Raw genomic sequence first — 20,289 nt, 5'->3', positions numbered from 1 at the left:
CCAGGCGGCTCCTTCCCTGGAGCGGCACCTCGGCCTAGAAATCCACGGTTGCGGAAAGCAGATAGGTGCGCGGGGTCGACAGCGTCAAGCCAGGCTCACTGTCATCCGACGCGCCGGCCGAACTCCAATAGCGCTTGTCTGCCACGTTTTCGATATTGGCCCGCAGGGTGATGTGTTTTTCGTCGACCTTGAATGCATAGCGGGCGCCCACGTCGAAACGTTCCCAGGAATCGATTTCCTTGGTGTTGGACTGGTCCAGGTACTGCGAGCTGGAATAGATGCCACGGCTGGTCAGGGTCAGGCCCTGTAGCGTCGGCACGTCCCACTCGGCGCCGAGGTTGACGTTGTACTTCGGCGTGGCCGGTGCGCGGTTGCCGTCGAAAGTGCCGTTGGTGGTATGGGTCAGTTCGCTGTCGATGTACATCACGCCGCCGAGCAAACGGGTTCCCTTCAGCGGTTCGCCAAACACACTCAACTCCACGCCGGTGTTTTCTCGCTTGCCGTTCGGGCCGAAGACACGCGTCGTCGCGTCGGTCGCATAGGCCGGCTGCTTGATCCGGAACAGGGCGGCGGTGACGGCGAACGGACCGGCATCATACTTGGCGCCCACCTCGACCTGACGGCTGATGAATGGCGGGAAAATCTCGTCCTCGTTCACCGATGTCGACGGCGCGATCTTGCCCTGGCTCAGGCCTTCCATGTAGTTGGCATACAACGACAGCTTGTCGGTCGCCTTGAACAAGATGCCGCCCGACGGCGAAACCTTTTCTTCGTCGTAGGCAGTACGGCCTTTGACGCCATCCGACCAGTCGTCAACTTCTACTCGCTGCCAGCGGGCACCAAGGGTCAACAGCAGCCGGTCATCGAAAAAGCCCAAGGTGTCCGACAACGCCACTCCACTGAAGTGGTTCTCGGTATAGACCTTGGGATCAGGCCGGGTGATTACACTCGGAGTCGGTGTTTCCACTGGGTCATACAGATTGCTGTTGGACTGACCATATCGGGCGCCGCCATTGGTGAAGTCCATGTAGAAATAGCTGGCGGCCAGGTTGACCTCATGGCTCACGGGGCCGGTATGGAACCAGTTACGCACCCCGGCATTGGCCGTCCGGACATTCTCCTCGCGGGTGAAATCCCGGGGTTGAACGCGGAAATCTCCAGCCTCATTGAGGACCGAAACGGCATGCCGAAGGAACTCATGATTACTTTTGCGCGCCCCCACGCCGCCGTACAGCATGACGGAGTCGTTGACATCGAATTCGGCATTCACCGCGCCGAAGGTATCTTTGGTACGCGCCTTGCTCCAAGGCTGCGCGTAGTTGCGATCTACATCGCTGGCATGCGGCACTGGCGCGTCGGCGGCAACCTGCACGCGCTCCTGGGGCGCGTCGGTGTTACGCTCGGTGTGGCCGATGTCCGTCGACAGTCGCAGGCGCTCACCGCGAAAATCCAGGCCCAGCACCGCCATCTCGCGGTCCACGCTCTGGTGATCCCATTCGGTATCGCCCGCCTGCTTCACGCCATTGAAACGGATACCGAACTTGTCATCCTCACCAAAACGCCGACCGACATCCACGGCACCGCCAAGCTGGTTGTTGGAGGCATAGCTGCCGGTGAACGAGGTGATGGGCTTGTCGGTGGCACGCTTGGGCACCACATTGATCCCGCCCCCCACGCTGCCCCGCGGCGAGATACCGTTGATGAGCTGGCTCGGGCCCTTGAGGATATCGACGCGTTCGGCCATCTCCATGTCGATGGTGTAGGTCGGCAAGATGCCGTAGAGACCGTTGTACGCCACATCACTGTTGAACAGGCTGAAACCACGAATGGTGAACTGCTCGTAGCGCCCGCCCGCCGGGTTGGTGGCGCGGACAGAGGGGTCGCTGGCGATCAGGTCGCCCAAGGTACGCGCCTGCTGGTTCTTGACCACCGCGCTGGTATAGGTGGTCATGCTGAACGGCGTTTCCATGAAGTCCCGCGAGCCCAGCAAGCCTTGCGAACCGCGACGAGCAACCTGGCCACCGGCATACACCGGGCTGTCCGTCGACGCCGTGGCGCCGAGAATCGAGGTGGGTGCCAGTTGCAGGCTGCCGCGTTCCGGTGCCGGCGTCAGGATATAGGCCTGCTCACCCACCGCTTGCAATTGCAGGCCCGAGCCCGACAACAGCCGGGCAAACCCCTCCTCAACCCCGAACTCACCCGAAAGGCCGGCGCTGTTGCGACCACTCACCAGGGCCGGATCCACCGACAGGTTGACGCCCGCCAGCCCGGCAAACCGGGTCAACGCCGCGCCGAGGCTGCCAGCCGGCACCTGGTAGCTGCGCCGGTCGGCGTCTTCGGCCAGGCTCGATGAGATAAAGAATGGACTGGCGCTCAAACTCAGCATGAGGCTCAGGTTCAACAGCGGACGCCAGCCGGCAAAGGCCGGGCGCAAAAGCAAAGGTGCAACTGCGGACATTGGAAAGCGCTCTCATTTTTGTTCAGTTGCCTTGAATGACAAGCGAGACAAAAAAAGGGGACAGGCCTCAGGCCATATTTTTGCGAAGTGTCAACGTGACCCAGTAGCGAGTGCGCATGTGCACGTCCAGCGGTAGGCTGGCCGCAAGCAGCGTGAGGATTCGGTCGGTATTGTCCAGGCGGAAGCTGCCTGTGATTCGCAGGGGTTCCAGGGTTTCGTCCCAACGCAACACCCCGGGGCGATAGCGGCTCAGTTCCCGCAGGAAATGCCCCAGTGGCTGGTCCTGCGCAACCAATACGCCGTCACGCCAACCCAGCTGTGCCACGTCGAACGCCTTCACTGGCCCCGCGCCCGAGTCCTGGATGTTGACCTGCTGGCCTGCTTCCAGGCTCAGCAATGGCCCGCGCAAGGGTTGCAGTTGTGCCGAGCCGCTGACCACCGACACCCGGCAATCGCGTTCGCCCAGGTGCACACAGATTTCGCCACGACCGACGGTGATGAGTCCGTAGGGTGATTGAACGGACAGCGGCGTGCGCCCGGCGAGCGTGAGGGCGATTTCGCCGCGCAACAGCACCAGGCGATGCGTCTTGAGGTCCAGGTCAACGGCGCTGTCGGTGTTCAGTTGCAGCGCACTGCCATCGACCAGCGACCAGCGCCGTTGCTCGCCCGTGGCGGTGTGCAAATCAGCGCGCCAGGCCTCCAATGGCAGCTCTCGCCCCAGCAACCAAGCGGTCGGGACCAATGCCGCGACGCCCAATGCGCGTTTGAGCGCCTCGCGCCGAGCCAGCACTGGGCGGTCCAGCGTTGCCATGCCCAGGGACGCGGGCACCCCGGCAAAGCGCTGGCGCAATCGCTGGGCCTTCTGCCAGGCCGCCTCATGATGAGCGCTGCTGTCGCGCCAGCGTTGCAGGGCCGCCGAGTCGAACGCATCTGCGTCGAACTCCATCAGGGTCAACCAGCGAGCCGCCGCCCGCGCCGCTTCGCGGGCTTCGGGTGAAGGGGCCGAGCGCATCAGAAGTCCACCAACAGGCAATGCTCATAGGCCTGGGCCATGTAGCGTTTCACGGTGCGTTCGGACACGTGCAGGCGTTCGGCGATCTCGCGATAACCCAGGCCTTCAAGTTGGCTCCAGAGAAAAGCCCGCCGCACCAGGGGCGGCAGGCCATCGAGCAGTTCGTCCAGGGCTTGCAGGGTTTCCAGCAGCAGCCAGCGTTGCTCTGGCGACGGTGCGCAGGCTTCGGGCAGGCTCGCCAGGGCGTCGAGATACGCCTGTTCCAGACTGCGCCGGGTGTAGAAATTGCTCAGCAGACGTTTGCCAACGGTCAGCAGATAAGCCCGGGGTTCTTGCAGGTCAGCCAATGTCTGGGAACTGGAAAGCACCCGCAGGAAAGTATCCTGGCGCAGGTCCGCCGCATCCCAGGCATTGCCCATGCGCCGTCGCAGCCAGCCTTCCAGCCAACTACCGTGGTCACGGTACAACGCATGGAGGGAATGCTCCGTCGGCGTAACTGCATCACACATGTCCAGAAGCCTGCGCAAAGTCTTAAATGAGACTGATTCTAATTAATGTTCGCGCGTTAATCCAAGCTCTTTATACAAAGTGTGTCTAAACAGGGGATGGGATTGATTGGGGGGTGCTACGCAGCCCAGCGGGAGCAAGCTCCCTCGCCACAGGGCAGATTTGGAAACCTGTGGGAGCGAGCAGTGCGATCAGTGACTGGCGTGCAAGGTCTTCGCCACCTCGGGCATGGCCGATGAGTGATGGTTGATGATCTTCCACTGGCCATCGAGGCGCTCATAGAGGAAGGTGTAGCGCGCCTGGACCTCGCGCTTGGAACCGTCGGCCTGGGTGAGCGTGAAGGTATAGACACCACTGTCCATCGCCGCATCGGGGCCCAGATGGCGGATCTCCCGGTAGTTGATTTGCCCGACCGGTTTGCCGGCCAGGAAATGCTCGAAGTAATCCTGGATCTGCGCCGGTGTGTTGCGCACCTTGTTGGAAACAGTCGGTTGCAAAATCGCATCCGGGGCGTAGAGGCCGGTCACGGCTGTGGCGCTACCGGTTTGCAGCGCGGCGTTCCAGCGGTCGAACAGGGCCGCGATCTCACGGTCATTCACATTCTTGGGCTGCTCGGCCACCGTGCGATACACATAAGGCGTAGCCTCAAGCGCCTGGACAAGCGGTGCGGCCAGCAGGAATAAAGCAGCAATGGCGCAGGTTTTCATTTTCATCAAAGCGTTCCTTTGGGTTTCAATGGCTCCACTTTGCCGGCCTTCCCTACCTTCGCCATCGGCCAACCGGTGCCAATCGCCTATGCCGTTCGGCAGATAGGCCCGGTGCCGGTGACACGTTCTAATGACGCCACCGCGAACCGGACCGGTCCTCTTCCACGCTGGAGTTCCCCATGCAAAGCCCACCCCATGACCCCGGCAGCGCCCTGGCCATCCGCAGCCAATATCGCCAGTCGCAAAGCCGCGCCGCACGCCTGGGCCTGCTGCTGGGCACCGGCCATGAACTGACGCAACTGCCCCTGTCGGCCATGCGCCAGCGTGCGCTGCAACGGGCGTGCGCGTTCATGGCCATGGACCATGGCCTGCTGCTGGAGTGGGCACCGGACCACCCGTTGCGCACCCTCGCCAGCCACGGCAGCGCGGAGCGACTCGAGCTGCTCGCCAACCTGGCCCGGCCACAAACGCCCGGCCCACAATGGCTGGAGTCGCCCGGCAGCGCCCTGCCCCAGGTCTTGCGGGTGCCGTTGCGGGCCTCCGACGGTATAGCGTTCGGGGCGTTGTTGCTGGGTAACAGCGTGGCCCTCGGCGCGCCGGACAACGAAGACATCGAATCGCTGCAATTGCTGGCAACGCTGTTGGCGGCGCACTTGGAGAACAGCCGTCTGCTCGAAGCACTCCAGGCCCGCGAGCGGACCATGTCCGAGTTGGTCCACCGCCTGTTCAGCGCCCAGGAAGACGAACGCAAGCGCGTGGCCTACGACCTGCACGACGGCCTGGCGCAGAACCTCGCCGGTTTGCATCAGCGCTTGCAGGGCTTCGCCGGTCGCTGCCCGTCGCTACCGCCTGCACTGGCCAACGAGCTGCAAAGCATCCTCGACCTGGCCCAAGGCTGCGTTGGCGAGGGCCGGCAGTTGATCGGTGGCCTGCGCCCCCACGTGCTGGATGATTTCGGCCTGTACAAAGCCGTCGACAAGGAAGCCGACCGCCTGCGTGACGCGGACCTGACGGTGACCTGGGTCGAACACAGCACCGCGCGCCTGCCGGGCCACACGGAGATCGCCTTGTTTCGCATTGCCCAGGAAGGCATCAACAACATCCTCAAGCACGCCCAGGCCAGCCACGTGTGTTTGGGGTTGGCGGTAGAAGACGGCCACGCTTGCCTGCGCGTGGAGGACGACGGCCGTGGCTTTGCCCTGGAGCAACCCATCGAAACCAATGGCAGTTGCCATCTGGGACTGGCCGCCATGCAGGAACGCGCGCACTTGCTGGACGGCCACTTGAGCTGTTGCAGCCAGCCCGGCGGCGGCACCCGACTGCTGGCCAGCGTGCCGCTACCGGCCCACGGAGGACACCCATGACCCCACCCTTGCGCCTGCTGCTGGCCGATGACCACGAAGTCACCCGCACCGGGTTTATCAGCATGCTCGCCGGCAACCCGGGATTCGAGGTCGTCGGCCAGGCCCGCGACGGCCAGGAAGCCCTCGACCTGTGCGAGCGGCTACAGCCGGACATCGCGATTCTCGACATCCGCATGCCCGTCCTCAACGGCCTGGGCGCGGCGCGGATCCTGCAACAGCGCCAGCCCGGAATCAAAGTCGTGATCTTCACCATGGATGACAGCCCAGACCACCTCGAAGCCGCCATCGGTGCGGGCGCGGCCGGCTATCTGCTCAAGGACGCCAGCCGCGATGAAGTGCTCGAGGCCCTCAAACGGGTCGCCCAGGGCGAAGAGGCGTTGAACAGTTCGGTCAGCGCGCGCCTGCTGCGCCGCATGGCCGAGCGCGGTGCCAATGGCGCCACTCAAGTCCAGGCCCTGACCGCCCGAGAACGCCAGGTCCTGGGTCTGGTGGCCGGCGGTTTCAGCAACCGTGAAATCGGCGAAAAGCTGGGTATCGCGCCCGGCACGGCCAAGGCCCACGTAGAGCGAGTCATCGGCAAACTGGGCGCCGCCGACCGGACCCAGGCCGCCGTGCGCGGCGTTGCCCTGGGCCTGGTGGCGCAACCCTCCGGGCAATGGCCATGAGGTTTCTCGCCGCCCGCCGCTGGGCCGACCTGCCCTTGCGAGGCAAGGCCCTGGTGGTGATTTCCCTGCCCCTGGTGGTCCTGCTGTTGTCGCTGGTGCTGATCTATATCACCGAACGCCAGACCGCACGGGCCGAAGAGGACGTGCGCCGGGTGCTGCTGGTCCAGGGAGATATCCAGACAGTCCACACCCTGTTGGCCGAGGCAGCGGCCAGCGTGCGCGGTTACCTGCTGACCCGGCGCGAAGATTTCCTGCCCAGCTACGAACAGGCCACGCCGCTGATCCACGCGGCGTTGCAGCGCCTGGACCACAACATTCGCGATGCCAGGATGCGTGAACACCTCAAGACCATCACCCCGCTGATCGCCGACAAGCTCGACGGTCTGCTCGCGTTGCGCAACGGCAAGCGCGACGACCCCGAGGCCATCACCGCGATCCTGATCGAAAACAAACAGGTGCTGGATGTGCTGCGCGAGCAGATCAGCGCCATGCGCATCCGCGAGGACGCCCTGCTCGCCGACCGCAGCGCCGCCGCCTCGGCCACGCGCATGCGCCTGTTGTTCGCTACCTTGCTGGCGGCGGTGTGCGGGCTGCTGGGGGCGATTGTCGCGGTGTTGTTCCTGTCCAAGGGCATTGTCGCCCGCGTCCAGCAGGTGCAAGGCAACGCGCAGCGCCTGGCATTGGGCCAGCCCTTGTTGCCGCAACCGCCGGAGCAGGACGAAATAGGCCAGCTCGGCACGCGCCTGGTGGAGGCCGGGCAGTTGCTCGCCGAACGCGAGCGGGCCCTGCGCGACAACGAGGAGCGCTTGCGGCTGATCATCGATGGCGTGAAGGACTATGGGATCTTCGCTCTGAATGCCCAAGGCTACGTCACCACCTGGAACGCCGGCGCGCAGCGGATCAAGGGCTACACCGAGCAGGAAATCCTCGGCCGCCATTTTTCCCTGTTCTACCTGGCCGAGGAATGCCCGGCGCACCCGGACATGGCCTTGCGCGAAGCCACCCGCGACGGTCATTACATGGAAGAAGGCTGGCGTTGCCGCAAGGACGGCAGCCGCTTCTGGGCCAGCGTGGTCATCACCGCCCAATACGATGGCACCGGCGCCTTGCGCGGTTTTTCCAAGATCACCCGCGATATCACCGACCGACGCGCTGCCGAGATCGCCCTGCGTACCGCCCGCGAAGAAGCCGAAAGCGCCAGCCGGGCCAAGAGCGAGTTTCTCTCGCGCATGAGCCATGAGCTGCGTACGCCACTGAACGCCATCCTCGGTTTTGCTCAATTGCTGGACATGGACTCCACGGCTGGCCAACGCCCCCAGGTCAGTCATATCCTGCGGGCCGGCCAGCACTTGCTGGCGCTGATCAACGAGGTGCTGGACATTGCCCGGATCGAGGCCGGGCGCCTGCCGCTGAACATCGAGCCGATCGCCCTGTCGACGGTGCTGCACGAAGCCCTGACCTTGGTTTCACCGATGGCCGCCGACGCTGGGATCCACTTGGCCGAGCTGCCAGCGCTGCCCGACGACAGCGGCGTGCTCGCGGACCGCCAGCGCCTGGTGCAGGTACTGCTCAACCTGCTGTCCAACGCCATCAAGTACAACCGGCCCGGTGGTGAGGTGCGCATCGAAGTCAGCGTCCAGGCCCATCAGGTGAGCATCGCCGTCAACGACACGGGGCATGGCATTGCCCCGGAACAGCTGGACCAACTGTTCAAGCCCTTCGAACGCCTGGGTGCCGATCCCCAGGTCGAGGGCACTGGCTTGGGGTTGTCGTTGAGCAAGAGCCTGCTGGAAATGATGCAAGGTAACCTGCAGGTCCACAGCGAGCCCGGACACGGCTGCTGTTTCACCCTGCAACTGCCCGGCACCCAGGTAGTTGGCGCGCATTTGCCACCCATCGCCGCCCTGGCGGTGACGCGTTCGCCTCTGGACTATCACGGCAAAGTCCTGTGCATCGAAGACAACCTGTCGAGCCTGGCGCTGATCGAAACCCTGATGCAACGCCGCCCTGGCATCCAGTTGTTGTCGAGCATGCAAGGCCAGATGGGCCTGGACCTCGCTCGCCAGCACAGCCCGCAACTGATCCTGCTGGACGTCAGCCTGCCTGACCTCGAAGGCCTGGAAGTCTTGCGCCGCCTGCGCCAGTCCCCGGCCACCGCCGCCACGCCCGTGCTGATGATCACCGCCGATGCCAGCGACCTGACCCACCGCGCCCTGCGTGACGCCGGCGCCACGGCGATCCTGACCAAACCTATTCATATCCAGGCCTTCCTGGGCCACCTCGAGCACTATCTACCGGAGCCCGCATGAATCGCGACTTGCGCATCCTGATCGTCGACGATCAGCGCCCCAACCTGGACCTGATGGAGCAACTGCTGGCCCGCGAAGGGTTGCACAACGTGCTGAGCAGCACCGAACCTTTGCGCACGCTCGACCTGTTCAACAGTTTCGAGCCGGACCTGGTCATCCTCGACCTGCACATGCCGGCGTTCGACGGCTTTGCCGTGCTGGAGCAACTCAATCGGCGCATTCCGGCCAATGATTACCTGCCGATCCTGGTGCTGACTGCCGACGCGACCCGAGACACGCGCCTGCGGGCCCTGGCCCTCGGCGCCCGGGACTTCATCAGCAAACCCTTGGACGCGCTGGAAACCATGTTGCGCATCTGGAACCTGCTCGAAACTCGCGCGCTCTATAAGGCGTTGCGCGAGTTGATCCCGTCCCAGCAGATCGAACTGTTGCGCCAGCACCGTCCTGCTGCCGGCCCGGCTTGACCTGGCGGCCGTTCCATCGAGGCATGCGAAGCATGGAAGTCACTGAACGAACATCGGCAACCGGCCTGCAGGCACACATTCGCGGCGAGCGCCTGGCGACGTCCGACGGCGTATCGGCCAAGGAGATTCTGGTCGAGATCTTCGTCCGTGAGCGCAGCGAAGCACACATCGTCGTGCCGGCAGTGGCCGAACCGTTGCTCGTCTGGGTGCTGTCCGGGGAAGCCATCGTCGAGGAGCGCGTTGCCGACGAGGCGTGGGAAGCGAATACCGTGGGCAGCGGAGATTTTTTCCTGACCACATCCCCGGTTCCTTATGAGATGCGCTGGCAAGTGACCAGTCGCGAGCCGTTTGTGGTCATGCATCTGTACCTGGGGTTGGCATTGCTGGAACGCGCCCTTGCCGAAGCCGGCGGCAGCGGCGCGATCCAGCTGCGGGAAGTCTCTGGCGGGCGGGATGAAGCACTTTCGGCCTTGCTCGAACAGATTCGGGCGGAATTGACCCGGCGCGGTGAAACCAGTGCCTTGCTGATCCAGGGCGTGGCTCAGTGCGTAGCGGTGCACCTGGCGCGGCATTATCTGGATGCCAGTGCCGACGACATGTCCGGACGTAACGCCCTGCCCGCTTTCAAGCTCAAGCGGGTGACCCAGTTGATGGAACGACACCTGGCCGAACCCTTCAGCCTCGGTGATCTGGCCCAAGCCATCGGTATGAGCGAATACCACTTCAGCCGCCTGTTCAAACGCGCCACCGGGCGTTCACCTTCGCAATACTTCATCCAACTGAGAATGGCCCGGGCCCGGCAACTGCTGCTGGAAACCGAGCGCAGCGTCATCGATATCGGCTTGGAGGTCGGCTATGGCAGCGCCAGTCACTTCTCCCAGGTATTCCGCCGCGAAGTGGGTGTGGCGCCAAGTCATTACCGCAAGTAAGGACCACACAACCATGTCCCCGGACCAAACAATCCCCTGTGGCGAGGGAGCTTGCTCCCGCTCGGTTGCGAAGCGAACGCAAGATTGGGACCGCTGCGCGCTCCAGCGGGAGCAAGCTCCCTCGCCACAATGGGGTTCTTGGCCGATGTCTAGATACGGCGTTTATTTGATCCGGTAGTGAAAGGTATTGCGCACCGCCGGCACCGTCACCGCCTTGCCATCGATGATCCGCGGCTGATAACGAAACGTCTGGGCGGCAGCCAAGGACGGTCGGATGAACAATGGGTGGCAACCGTCGAGCACCTTGGGGTTATCGATCCGCCCGTCCGGCGTCACGCTGTATTCCACGGTGCAATCGCCTTCCAGGCCCTTGTCCAGGGCGCGTTGTGGATAGTCCGGGGCTTGCTTGCTCAGCGGTTGGTAGCTGCGGCTGTCGGCGACGGCCTGGCGCGCCTGCTCGGCTTGGCGTTGCTCGACAAGTGCTTGCGCCTCCCGGGCCTGACGCTGTTGTTCGGCGACCTGCTGCTCGGCGTCTTGCCTGCGTCGTTCGCTTTCCTGGCGTTCGCGCTGCTGTTGGGCCTGTTGCTCGCGCTTTTGCTCCTCGACCCGTTTGCGCGCCAGGGCCGCCTGCTCCAGTTTCTGTGCCTGGGCACGCGGATCGACAACGGGTTGGCTGGGAACGGGACGCGGCGCTTCTACCGGCGCCGAAGTCGGCTCGGCCGATGGCGGTGCTACAGGAATAACAGCGGCCGGTGCAGGCGCTTCGGGCACCGGTGCCGCTGGCAACATCACCAGTTGCGTGCGCAACACCCGGGGCACCTCGGCGGCTGGCTTTTCCACGCTCCAGCCCAACACCAACAACGCCACCACACCCGCGTGCAGGGCCACGGCGAGCCCCGCCGCCAGGCCGTTTTTCCAGAAGCGACGGCCCAGCGCAGGCACGCTCAAGGAGGGCCTGTGCATGATCATCGCCGTCATTGCGGCGCCTCGGTCACCAGTCCCAGATTGCTCACACCGCCCTGCTGTAACGCGGCCATGGCTGCAACGACCCGGCCATAATCGGCATGCTCGTCGGCACGGATGTACACCTGGGTATCGCTGCGCTCGGCCACGACCTGCGCCACCTTCACGCGCATCTGCTCCAGATCCACAGCGCTGTCAGTAGCGTGGCGGGTGTCCAGCTCACCGCCCAGGTTCCAGTAGTAACCGCCCTCGGCCTTGACCGACAAGGTGAGGATTTGCTGGCGACTGTCGTTGGCCAGTGCTTCGCTGGCGACCTTGGGCAGTTCGATCTTCACGCCCTGGGTCAGCATCGGTGCGGTGACCATGAAAATCACCAGCAGCACCAACATCACGTCGATGTACGGCACCACGTTCATTTCGGCCTTGGGACCGTGCTTGCGTTGTGGCTTGACGAGCATCTGCCCTCTCCTCTCAAGCGGCCGTGGCCAGGTTTACCGGTGCACCGTGCAGCTTGCGGTGCAGACGCGCCTGCAGCTCGTTGCCAAAGGCGTAGTAACGGGTCAGCAGGGTCTGGCCGCGAGCGGCAAAACGGTTATAGGCAATGACCGCCGGGATCGCCGCGAACAAGCCGATGGCCGTGGCGATCAACGCTTCGGCAATACCCGGCGCCACCGTGGAAAGGCTGGCCTGTTGCACTTGGGACAGGCCGATAAAGGCATTCATGATCCCCCAGACGGTGCCGAACAAACCGATGTAGGGGCTGACCGAACCGACGGTGGCGAGAAATTGCAGGCCTTTTTCCAGCTGTATTTCCTGTTCGCTGATCGCCACTTGCAGCGCGCGCTCGACGCCTTCAAGCACCACTTCTGGCGTGCTTGAAGGTTGGTTGAGCTGAGTGAAGGCCAGCACACCCGCCTGAAAGATCGGCGTGACACCAGCGTCTTCTTCGCGGACTTGTGCGTGTTCCCGGTACAAGGGCAACAGATCCTGGCTGCTGCGAAAACGCTGCATGAAACCGTTGAGCTGGCGCTCGTTGCGTTGCAGCACGGCGCTGCGCTGGATGATCAGATACCAGCTCAATAGCGAGGCCAGCAGCAACGTGAGCATGACCGCCTTGACCAGCAGACTCGCGTCACTGATCAGGCCCCAGATCGTCATGTGTTCCAGAGTGGCTTGCATGGTTGAAACTCCTGTCTGGCGGTTATTCGATGAAATGTTCGTGACCGGTTGATGACAGCGTCGCTCAAGGCAGGCGCAGCGCTTTCGCCACGTCGGCCCAGGGCACGAACTTGAAGTTCTGGGTCTGCTCGGGCATGCGCTTGCGTCCATCCTGGACCACCAGCATGCCCTGGCTCCAAGGCCCGCCGAGGTTCATCGAGGTCACCTCCAGGCCATCGGTTTCCGACGCGCCATCAATGCCCGCGGCAGCGTTCAGGCCGATCCGGAAGGCGCCCCGCACGGCATAAGGAGGCTCGGCATCGAGCACCAGGTAGCTGTCGTTGCCCTGGCTGGAGATCACCAGGTAGTCGTGGCCGTTGGCCTGGTACAAGGCCATGCCCTCAACGTCGGCGTGCAACAAGGGGCCAACCTTGATCACACTGTTCAAGGTCGCCGGTTGGTCGGCCCGGGCATCCACCGCCCAGACACCTACATCCTCTTCACCGAGAAACAGACGCTGGCGCCGCTCATCTGCCACGCAACCTTCGGGCTGGCTGTCGACGCTGAACTGGCGCACCAACTGGCCTTTCACCACGCCGTCCGGCGCGCTCAGGCGGTACTGCACGAAGCGCCCGTCCTTGCCGTTGGCGAAGGCATACAGCTCACCTTCGGCAGGCTGGAACAGACAGATGCCGTAGATTTCCTGCAATGACGTCATGATCTCGCCCGCTTCGCGCAACTCGCCACTGGCGCGGTCGATACTGAACAGGCTCAAGCTGTTGCGATCTCGGTTGCTGGCCACGGCCAGATCGACGGTTTGCGTGCCCAGCTTGAAGTTCGCCCGCACATCGACGTTATTCAGGCGCCCGACCGCCAGTTCCTGCAGCAGCTTGCCTTGCAGGTCATAGGCCAGCAGGCCTTGCTTCTTGTTGGTGCCCAGCACCCGGCTCAGCCCGGGCGTCGTTGGATGCACCCAGATCGCCGGGTCATCGGCGGCATCGCCCTGGCGGGCCACCGGTTCGCTCTGGACGATGGCCGTCACAGTGGGCAGTACCGGCGGCAAAGGCACTGGCGTGGGTTTCCAGCTGATTTCGCCTTGGTACAGGTGCCCGTTGTCATCGTCGCGCAGCAGCACTTCAATGCCACTTTTCGTCAGCCGCGCCGCGAGGTTTTCCGGTTCCTTCAGACCCGCCAGCGGCAGACTGGCTTCAGCACTCCAACCCTCTCCCTGCTGCTGATACACATGCAGGCGCGCCGCTTCCGGGTCCAGCCCCAACAGGCCTCCCGGCAACACGGCCATGGCCCCGGCGCGTTGCTGGAGCTCGCCGAACGGTGCGCGCATCGCCACGGGCACCCGCACGGTCTCGGCCTCAGAGGATGCCGGGTAGGCCCACCAACCCACCCGCTCCTCGTTGACGAATAACTGATTAGCGCTGTCCTGCACCTGGCAGGTCTTGGCATCCGGCGGCAACGGCAGGCCCCGCACCCGTTGCGCGGTGTCGCTCAGGCGCTCGCCATTGCCCACCAGCCATTGCTCGCCCTTGCCTTCCTCGCCGACCAGGAACACAAACAGGTTGCTCGCCTCGTCGCGGTACAGGCACAGGCCGTTGACCGGGAAGTCCCGCGTGGGCAGGTACAGCGGCGTGCTCCACTGGCGACTTTTTGGGTCGAGGCTGACGACCATGGCTTGCTGGCGCTCGCTGTCGAGGCTGGCGACCAGCACGTTCTCGCCTTGGGCACGGCTATCGACACCTTCGAAGGTGCCCTTCAGGCGCGTCAGTTCGCGACCTTGGGCATCGAGCAAGAACAGGCCCTCGCGGGCGCTGGCCAGGCGTTCGGTCGTCGAAGGGCCAGGCAGGAATGCCAGGGCGTTGATCGACCGTTGTTCGGCTTGAGGCCAGGGTTGCAGCTTTAGCTTGGGCGCTGAAGCAGCCGCCAGCGCGGCAGTTGATGCCAGGCTGAGCGCCATCGCCAGTAGGCAGCGCTTGGGTAAGAAAAACATCGTGATCAACGGGAAAATCCTTGTCATTGGGCCAACTTCAGAAATGGCATGTTCACTATTCCTGTGGCGAGGGAGCTTGCTCCCGCTTGGGTGCGTAGCGCCCACACAACAGGTCTGCTGCGCAGCCCAGCGGGAGCAAGCTCCCTCGCCACAGGTGATCAGCATCGGCACCTAGAAATGGGTAAAGGTCAGCCCCAGCTTGTAGGTCGGGCCGTACTCTTCGTACTGGCCGTTGTAGGAGCGGTGGCCGGTGTAGACGAAATACGGCTCGTCGGTGAGGTTCTGGGCTTCCAGGCTGACTTGCAGGTTCTTGGTCAGCGAGTAACGCGCGCTGAAGTCGACGAAGGTCTGGGCATCGACATGCAGGTCATGGTCGCGGTCGCTGATGGACGCCAGCTCGAACAGGTACGCGGATTTGTAGTTGGCCGACAGCCGCAGGCTCAGCTTGTCGTTTTCCCAACCCAACATCAGGTTGCCGACCGTGTCCGACTGGTTCGGCAAGTCGATGCTACGTTTGCGCTGGGTACCACTGGCTTGGTCGAAGCCTTCGATCTCGGCGTCCGAACGGCTGAAGGTGGTGTTGGCGCCGAGCAGCAGGCCATTCCAAGGTGCTGGCAGCCAGTCGAACTTTTGCGAGTAGGCCAGTTCCAGGCCATACAGCTTGGCGCTGTCACCGTTGGCGTAGCTGTGGGCCTCTGAAAAATCGGTCCAGGCGCCCGTGCCGGCCAGGTCGGTGTTGTAGACAAAATTCTTGATGTCCTTGTAGAACACGAAGGCCGAGACCGTGCCGGCGTGCCCCATGAAGTGCTCGATGCCCAGGTCCAGGTTGCTCGATTCCAGCGGCTTGAGCTCCGGGTTGCCGAACGTAGCCTCGTCATCGTCGATGACAAAACCCGGCGCCAACTGCCCAAAGGTCGGACGCACCACGGATTTGGTCCAGGCCGCACGCACCTGGGTGTTCTTGTCCAGTTGATAGCGGGCGTGCAGGCCCGGCAACCAGTGGTGATACTTGCGCCGGGTCTCGGTGTCGGTGAATACGCCGTCGGTGGCGCCGGTGCCCTTGGCGTCGAACTCCGTGCCTTCGTAGCGCATGCCGGCGATGAAGCGCCAGTCATCGATATCGACGGTGTTCATCAGGTATCCGGCGTTGATGTCTTCGCTCATCTTGAAGTCGTTGACTCGCGACTCCTGCTCGTCAAAGAACTGATCGCGATTCAGACCGCCGAGCAACTGCTTGATCGCATCGGCGCTGATACCCGGGCCGAAGCGGCCAAGGCGATAATCCACGTTGCCTTTCTGGAACTGCCCAAGGTTCAACTGCTCGTCGGTAAAACCCAGGTCGTCGAAATCCTCGTAGACCCAGGCATTGAGGTCGTTGTCCTTGTCACGTCGGCTGACTTTGCCACCGAACTTGACCTGGGACGCGTAGCCACGCAGATCATAGTCCCGGGCCAGGTCCAGGCGCAGGTTTTTCTCGGTGTCGGTAGTCTTCTGCTCCTCCCAATCCACCTTGTCGAGGCTGAAGTTGGCGGGATCGTAGAACCCCGAGCCGATGATCGGCCGCGGCTTGTCGTTGTCGTAGAAGCCGCCGTTGAAACCGTCGATGCCTTCGAAAGTGGCGCCGGCGATGTGGCCGGGGCTGTCTTCGCTGGATTGGCTATAGCCGCCCTGACCGCTCAGGGTCCAGAGCCCGAACAGGCGCTCGCCACCGAGCACGTAGGATTGAATTTCCTGGGTTTCTTCACGTTGCTTGAGTTTGCGCTCGCCCTCGGCGTCCCCCAATTCACCGGCGGCTTGCGGGTCTTCGAAGGCAATGCTGGCGGCGTTGCGGGTTTCGCTGTCCTTGTAGCGGCTGTACAGCGTGCGCAGGTAATAGCTGCTGGAGTCGTCGGGCTTGTAGTCGAAATTCAACCCGCCACCGGCCCGCTCGCGACGGATGTCGTAGTCGCGCTGTTCGAACTCTTCGAGGCGTGAGCCTTGCTCGAAATCCCAGGCGCCGCCGGTTTCGACGTTGTCCGAACCGAAGTCACGCTTCTGCCAGCTCAGCGCCGCGGCCACGCCGAAGTTGTCGATGCCATCGCCGAGGCTGAAACGATCGCTGATGGCACCGGAGAATTTCGGGCTGGTCTGGCTGGTGTTCTTGTCATAGCTGGCTTCGCTGCTGCCGGTGTAGAACAGGCCCTTGTGGTCGAAGGCCGAGAGGCTTTTGACGTCCACCGTGCCGCCCAGGGAGTTGGCGTCCATGTCCGGCGTCAGGGTCTTGATCACCGACAACGATTGCACCAGCTCCGAAGGCAGCACATCCAGGGCAACGGCCCGGCGTTCGCTCTCCGGGGCTGGCACCAGCGTGCCGTTGATGGTCACGCTGTTGAGGTCCGGGCCAAGGCCGCGCACGCTGACAAACCGGCCTTCGCCCTGGTCGCGCTCGACGCTGACACCGGGCAGGCGCTGCACCGCTTCGGCGACGTTTTCATCCGGCAACTGTGCCACGCCGTCGGCATGCACCACGCTCTTGATGCTGTCGGCGTTGCGCTGCTCCTTGAGGGCCTGATCGATGCTGGCCGCCTGGCCGACCACTTCAACGTGTTCTGTGGTCGCCTGCTCGGCAGCGCTCAGCCGCTCACTGGCAATGGCCATCGCCAATGCGGTGAACGTGAAACCGACGAGCCCGGCAGTGCTTGTGCGGTGATACATGGTGGTCCTCCCCAGGAATCCGGAAATCCGCCAGGCAATGGCCCGGCAACTGGGAGGGCACGCTAGGGGTGCGGAATGACGGTTCTGTGACAGGGTTTGGCTGGAGGGGCAGCAATCGGCTGATTTAGGGGGGCTGGCGAGCCGGAATGAGCTGAAATGACCTGGTTTCGAGCCGCCCAGACAATCCGCAGCCGATCACTTTTGTGGCGAGGGGATTTATCCCCGCTGGGCGCGAAGCGCCCTCCTTCATATTGCCTGACATACCGCGATGCCTGGTTTTAGGGTCGCTTCGCAACCCAACGGGGATAAATCCCCTCGCCACAATGAGATAGGTGGCGATGTCATGAATGAAAAGTTCAGACAATGGATGAGCTGATTCGACCTCCCCCACCCCATCACCCGCCGTCACCGCACTGTCACATTCATCTGCTGTGCTGGGCCGCATTCCGCTTCTGCCAAAGGATTCCGGCCATGTTCTCCGTGCTGCGCCCGCACTGCCTCAAACTCGCCCTGCTCCTGCTGGCGGCCAACGTCGGGTTGATCCTGCACTTGGCCAGCGGCGAACTCAAACCCGTCGCCGAATGGGTCTGGCTGGACATCCTCGGCGAAGGTGGCTCAGCGCTGCTGGCGCTGGTCTGGTTGGGGCTGGTGCTGAAAAGCCGCCCGACCGGACGGGTCACTAACTACCTGATCCTGGGCCTGGGCTGCATCTTCTTTTCCTGGTGGATCGACAGCCTCGATGAATTCATCCGCCTGCCCGACAGCATCACCTGGGACCACTGGCTCGAATCCGGGCCGATGCCGGTGGGCATGATCCTGTTGACCCTCGGCATCTATCATTGGCACCGGGAGCAACTGGCGATCAACGCGCAGATGGAGAAGCGCGAGCGGCTGTTCCGTGAGCATCGTCTGTTCGACAAACTTACGCCGTTGGGAGGCGCCGACTTTCTCAAGCACGAACTGTCCGCCAGCCTGGAAGACAGTCGACGCCGCCAGCAACCTTTGTCGCTGCTAGCCCTGGACCTTGACAACTTCACCGCCATCAACCAGCGCTTCGGCCACGGCGAAGGCGACGCGGTGTTGCAGGCCGTCAGCCAGTTGCTGGTATTGAACCTGCGGCGCCAGGATCTGCTGTGCCGCCTGGCCGGTGATCGCTTCGTGGTGCTGCTGCCCGATACAGGCGAGAGCCAGGCCCGGCGCTTGGCCCTGGAGCTGGAGATTGCGGTGCGCAGCCTGGCCCACAAGACCCGGCAACACAGCGAACGGTTGCAACTGGTCGCCAGCACGGCGGTGGTGATGGCGTTCGACGAGTCCCCCGAAGCCTTGCTCAAACGCCTGAACCTGGCGCTGGCCCAGTCCCGGACCACATTGGCGAAAAGCGCATGACGCTCAAGACGTGCTGGTACGAAACCGACAGCCGCTTCATTCCGGGGCACTATCAGCCTGCCGCGCTGATCGACCTGGCGCTGTCGCGGGACATCGACAGCCATCGCCTGCTGCGCGGCACCGGGTTGTTTCACGACGATATCCTCGCCGGCCAGAGCCGTATCAGCCCGCAGCAGTTCCTCGGTCTGATCGACAACAGCCGGCGCCTGCTGGATGCCAGCGACAGCAGTTTCCTGTTTGGCCAGCGGCTGTTGCCGGGCCACTACGGGCCTGCGAGCCACGCTTTGCGCCACGCGCAGAATCTGCATCAAGCCCTGCAAACCCTGATCGACCAGCAGGCGCTGCTCAGCCCGCTGGCCGCCCCGAGGCTGCTATTGGACGAGCACTATGCCTACCTCCATTGGCTTGACAGCTGCGGCGCCGATGAACAATGGCGCTTCGTACTGGAGGCGAGTATGACCTCGATGGTGGCGATGAGCACCTGGCTCAGCGGCGAACGCCTGCCCTGGCAATGCAGCTTTCGCCACAGCGAACCGCGTTACGTCGAGCAATATTGGGTGCACCTGGGTGAGCACACCCAGTTCGACCGCCCCCTGGACCTGATGCGCCTGCCCCGCCACTGCCTCGCCCAGCCCTGGCCCAACGTTTCAGCCACCGCCGGCCAGGTGGCGCGGATCGAAGCCCGGGAACAGCTTGATCAACTGGGCTTCGCTTCAAGCTTTCTGGATTGTATCTACGACTACCTGCACGCTCATGTGCAGCAGACGCTCAGCCTGGAACAGACCGCCCAGGCCTTCGCCATGAGCCCGGCAACCCTCAAGCGCAAGCTGCACAAGCACCACACCGGATTCCAGCAACAGGTGGATCGGGTGCACACCCATGTGGCTTTGTATCTCTATCAGGTCAAAGGGTTCAGCAATGAAGAAGTGGCGCAGTACTTGCGCTTCAACGACACGGCGAACTTCCGTCGTTCGTTCAAGCGCTGGACCGGTAGCACGCCGAACCTGATTCGGCAGTTGTTGATGCTGGGGTGAGGCTTATAGGTACTGAAGTCGGACACAACCTTGTGGCGAGGGGATTTATCCCCGTTGGGCTGCGCAGCAGCCCCCCTTTTTATCACCCAAGCATTGAGTCGACTGTGCTTTTTTTGGGACTGCTTCGCAGCCCAGCGGGGATAAATCCCCTCGCCACAAATGCGAGCTTGCGGGCTCAGTGCCCGCGGATGTAGTGCTCCAACTGCCGGATCAAATCCGCCTGTTCGACAATCGCCTCTTTCACCAGGTCGCCGATGGACAGCAGGCCGATCAACTGCCCGTTATCCAGCACCGGCAAGTGCCGCAGGTGGCTGTCGGTCATGACTTCCATGCAGCGATCGATGCTTTGCTGGCTGTCGGCAGTGATCACGGGCGCGCTCATGATGGTGCGCACCTGGGTGCCCACCGAGGAGCGCCCTTGCAGCACCATCTTGCGCGCGTAATCGCGCTCGCTGAACACGCCCACCACTTGCCCGTCTTCGATCACCGGCAGCGCGCCGACGTTTTTCTCGGCCATGATTTGCAGTGCTTCGAGCACCGTCTGTTCCGGAGCGATGCTGTGGACCTGCTGGTGCTGCACGCTTTTGAGTTTCACCAGTTGAGCGGCGGTTTTCATTGCTTATCCCCCTAGCAGCTT

Annotated in this window: 17 protein-coding genes; 7 read left to right on the top strand and 10 right to left on the bottom strand. The window is 63.3% G+C overall.

All coding sequences use genetic code 11. From position 1 onward, the window contains the following. Nucleotides 1–34 precede the first annotated feature (34 nt). The 4 genes from BM300_RS18585 to BM300_RS18570 form a co-directional block, all read right to left on the bottom strand. Nucleotides 35–2,458 (bottom strand): TonB-dependent receptor, encoded by a 2,424-nt coding sequence (locus BM300_RS18585; RefSeq protein WP_092463533.1) that lies wholly within the window; start codon nt 2,456–2,458, stop codon nt 35–37. A gap of 67 nt (nt 2,459–2,525) precedes the next feature. Further along, entirely contained in the window at nt 2,526–3,470 is a 945-nt protein-coding gene (locus tag BM300_RS18580; protein WP_092143276.1) for a FecR domain-containing protein, read from the bottom strand. Beyond that, a complete protein-coding gene (locus tag BM300_RS18575) occupies nt 3,470–3,979 on the bottom strand; it encodes a sigma-70 family RNA polymerase sigma factor (protein ID WP_063321215.1) in 510 nt (169 codons plus the stop codon). Before BM300_RS18575 ends, BM300_RS18580 begins: the two co-directional genes overlap by 1 nt. A 189-nt stretch (nt 3,980–4,168) precedes the next feature. Then, complete coding sequence (locus BM300_RS18570; RefSeq protein ID WP_014338290.1) at nt 4,169–4,690, bottom strand: SgcJ/EcaC family oxidoreductase; 522 nt, start codon at nt 4,688–4,690, stop codon at nt 4,169–4,171. A 173-nt stretch (nt 4,691–4,863) separates the two neighbouring features. Here BM300_RS18570 and BM300_RS18565 point away from each other — a divergent pair, with 173 nt between their 5' ends. From BM300_RS18565 to BM300_RS18545, 5 genes are read left to right on the top strand one after another with little or no spacing between them, the layout of a single operon-like run. Beyond that, nucleotides 4,864–6,048 (top strand): sensor histidine kinase, encoded by a 1,185-nt coding sequence (locus tag BM300_RS18565; RefSeq protein ID WP_092143270.1) that lies wholly within the window; start codon nt 4,864–4,866, stop codon nt 6,046–6,048. Continuing rightward, on the top strand, nt 6,045–6,713 hold the full coding sequence (locus tag BM300_RS18560) for a response regulator (RefSeq protein WP_092463531.1): 669 nt from the start codon (nt 6,045–6,047) through the stop codon (nt 6,711–6,713). The genes BM300_RS18565 and BM300_RS18560 overlap by 4 nt, the downstream gene beginning before the upstream one ends. Continuing rightward, nucleotides 6,710–9,022: an ATP-binding protein gene (locus BM300_RS18555; RefSeq protein WP_170862073.1), complete on the top strand. Its 2,313-nt coding sequence runs from the start codon at nt 6,710–6,712 to the stop codon at nt 9,020–9,022. Before BM300_RS18560 ends, BM300_RS18555 begins: the two co-directional genes overlap by 4 nt. Continuing rightward, nucleotides 9,019–9,486, top strand: coding sequence for a response regulator (locus BM300_RS18550; protein WP_018610463.1), 468 nt, complete (start codon nt 9,019–9,021; stop codon nt 9,484–9,486). The genes BM300_RS18555 and BM300_RS18550 overlap by 4 nt, the downstream gene beginning before the upstream one ends. Nucleotides 9,487–9,518: 32 nt before the next feature. Next, nucleotides 9,519–10,415: an AraC family transcriptional regulator gene (locus BM300_RS18545; RefSeq protein ID WP_092463528.1), complete on the top strand. Its 897-nt coding sequence runs from the start codon at nt 9,519–9,521 to the stop codon at nt 10,413–10,415. 162 nt (nt 10,416–10,577) lie between these two features. Here the strand turns inward: BM300_RS18545 and BM300_RS18540 are convergent, their stop codons facing one another. From BM300_RS18540 to BM300_RS18520, 5 genes are all read right to left on the bottom strand, one after another. Further along, nucleotides 10,578–11,393 (bottom strand): energy transducer TonB, encoded by an 816-nt coding sequence (locus BM300_RS18540; RefSeq protein WP_092463526.1) that lies wholly within the window; start codon nt 11,391–11,393, stop codon nt 10,578–10,580. Next, complete coding sequence (gene tolR / locus BM300_RS18535; RefSeq protein ID WP_072345909.1) at nt 11,390–11,836, bottom strand: protein TolR; 447 nt, start codon at nt 11,834–11,836, stop codon at nt 11,390–11,392. Before tolR ends, BM300_RS18540 begins: the two co-directional genes overlap by 4 nt. A gap of 13 nt (nt 11,837–11,849) precedes the next feature. After that, nucleotides 11,850–12,557 (bottom strand): protein TolQ, encoded by a 708-nt coding sequence (gene tolQ / locus BM300_RS18530; protein ID WP_092346465.1) that lies wholly within the window; start codon nt 12,555–12,557, stop codon nt 11,850–11,852. A gap of 64 nt (nt 12,558–12,621) precedes the next feature. Then, nucleotides 12,622–14,547, bottom strand: coding sequence for a phytase (locus BM300_RS18525; RefSeq protein WP_092463524.1), 1,926 nt, complete (start codon nt 14,545–14,547; stop codon nt 12,622–12,624). A gap of 162 nt (nt 14,548–14,709) precedes the next feature. Then, nucleotides 14,710–17,232: a TonB-dependent receptor gene (locus BM300_RS18520; RefSeq protein ID WP_092463522.1), complete on the bottom strand. Its 2,523-nt coding sequence runs from the start codon at nt 17,230–17,232 to the stop codon at nt 14,710–14,712. Nucleotides 17,233–17,703: 471 nt separating this feature from the next. On the opposite strand from BM300_RS18520, the gene BM300_RS18515 reads away from it, so the two are divergent. Then, complete coding sequence (locus BM300_RS18515) at nt 17,704–18,618, top strand: GGDEF domain-containing protein (RefSeq protein WP_092346471.1); 915 nt, start codon at nt 17,704–17,706, stop codon at nt 18,616–18,618. Then, nucleotides 18,615–19,652: an AraC family transcriptional regulator gene (locus BM300_RS18510; protein ID WP_063321206.1), complete on the top strand. Its 1,038-nt coding sequence runs from the start codon at nt 18,615–18,617 to the stop codon at nt 19,650–19,652. Before BM300_RS18515 ends, BM300_RS18510 begins: the two co-directional genes overlap by 4 nt. A 175-nt stretch (nt 19,653–19,827) precedes the next feature. Here the strand turns inward: BM300_RS18510 and BM300_RS18505 are convergent, their stop codons facing one another. Then, nucleotides 19,828–20,268, bottom strand: a complete 441-nt coding sequence (locus BM300_RS18505) for a CBS domain-containing protein (protein WP_092463520.1) — start codon at nt 20,266–20,268, stop codon at nt 19,828–19,830. Nucleotides 20,269–20,289: the final 21 nt, after the last annotated feature.

The sequence above is a fragment of the Pseudomonas sp. NFACC46-3 genome (assembly GCF_900114515.1).
GTDB lineage: Bacteria > Pseudomonadota > Gammaproteobacteria > Pseudomonadales > Pseudomonadaceae > Aquipseudomonas > Aquipseudomonas fluorescens_Q.
Note: the sequence above shows the minus strand (reverse complement) of the source record. Positions and strands in the feature narration are given on the sequence as shown.

What these genes read in the sequence shown, in the direction of transcription:
- BM300_RS18560 (WP_092463531.1), top strand. Translation starts at nt 6,045, where the DNA reads ATGACCCCACCCTTGCGCCTGCTGCTGGCCGATGACCACGAAGTCACC.
- BM300_RS18540 (WP_092463526.1), bottom strand. Translation starts at nt 11,393, where the DNA reads ATGACGGCGATGATCATGCACAGGCCCTCCTTGAGCGTGCCTGCGCTG.
- BM300_RS18520 (WP_092463522.1), bottom strand. Translation starts at nt 17,232, where the DNA reads ATGTATCACCGCACAAGCACTGCCGGGCTCGTCGGTTTCACGTTCACC.
- BM300_RS18505 (WP_092463520.1), bottom strand. Translation starts at nt 20,268, where the DNA reads ATGAAAACCGCCGCTCAACTGGTGAAACTCAAAAGCGTGCAGCACCAG.
- tolR (WP_072345909.1), bottom strand. Translation starts at nt 11,836, where the DNA reads ATGCTCGTCAAGCCACAACGCAAGCACGGTCCCAAGGCCGAAATGAAC.
- BM300_RS18510 (WP_063321206.1), top strand. Translation starts at nt 18,615, where the DNA reads ATGACGCTCAAGACGTGCTGGTACGAAACCGACAGCCGCTTCATTCCG.
- BM300_RS18570 (WP_014338290.1), bottom strand. Translation starts at nt 4,690, where the DNA reads ATGAAAATGAAAACCTGCGCCATTGCTGCTTTATTCCTGCTGGCCGCA.
- BM300_RS18555 (WP_170862073.1), top strand. Translation starts at nt 6,710, where the DNA reads ATGAGGTTTCTCGCCGCCCGCCGCTGGGCCGACCTGCCCTTGCGAGGC.
- BM300_RS18550 (WP_018610463.1), top strand. Translation starts at nt 9,019, where the DNA reads ATGAATCGCGACTTGCGCATCCTGATCGTCGACGATCAGCGCCCCAAC.
- BM300_RS18585 (WP_092463533.1), bottom strand. Translation starts at nt 2,458, where the DNA reads ATGTCCGCAGTTGCACCTTTGCTTTTGCGCCCGGCCTTTGCCGGCTGG.
- BM300_RS18580 (WP_092143276.1), bottom strand. Translation starts at nt 3,470, where the DNA reads ATGCGCTCGGCCCCTTCACCCGAAGCCCGCGAAGCGGCGCGGGCGGCG.
- tolQ (WP_092346465.1), bottom strand. Translation starts at nt 12,557, where the DNA reads ATGCAAGCCACTCTGGAACACATGACGATCTGGGGCCTGATCAGTGAC.
- BM300_RS18515 (WP_092346471.1), top strand. Translation starts at nt 17,704, where the DNA reads ATGTTCTCCGTGCTGCGCCCGCACTGCCTCAAACTCGCCCTGCTCCTG.
- BM300_RS18545 (WP_092463528.1), top strand. Translation starts at nt 9,519, where the DNA reads ATGGAAGTCACTGAACGAACATCGGCAACCGGCCTGCAGGCACACATT.
- BM300_RS18565 (WP_092143270.1), top strand. Translation starts at nt 4,864, where the DNA reads ATGCAAAGCCCACCCCATGACCCCGGCAGCGCCCTGGCCATCCGCAGC.
- BM300_RS18575 (WP_063321215.1), bottom strand. Translation starts at nt 3,979, where the DNA reads ATGTGTGATGCAGTTACGCCGACGGAGCATTCCCTCCATGCGTTGTAC.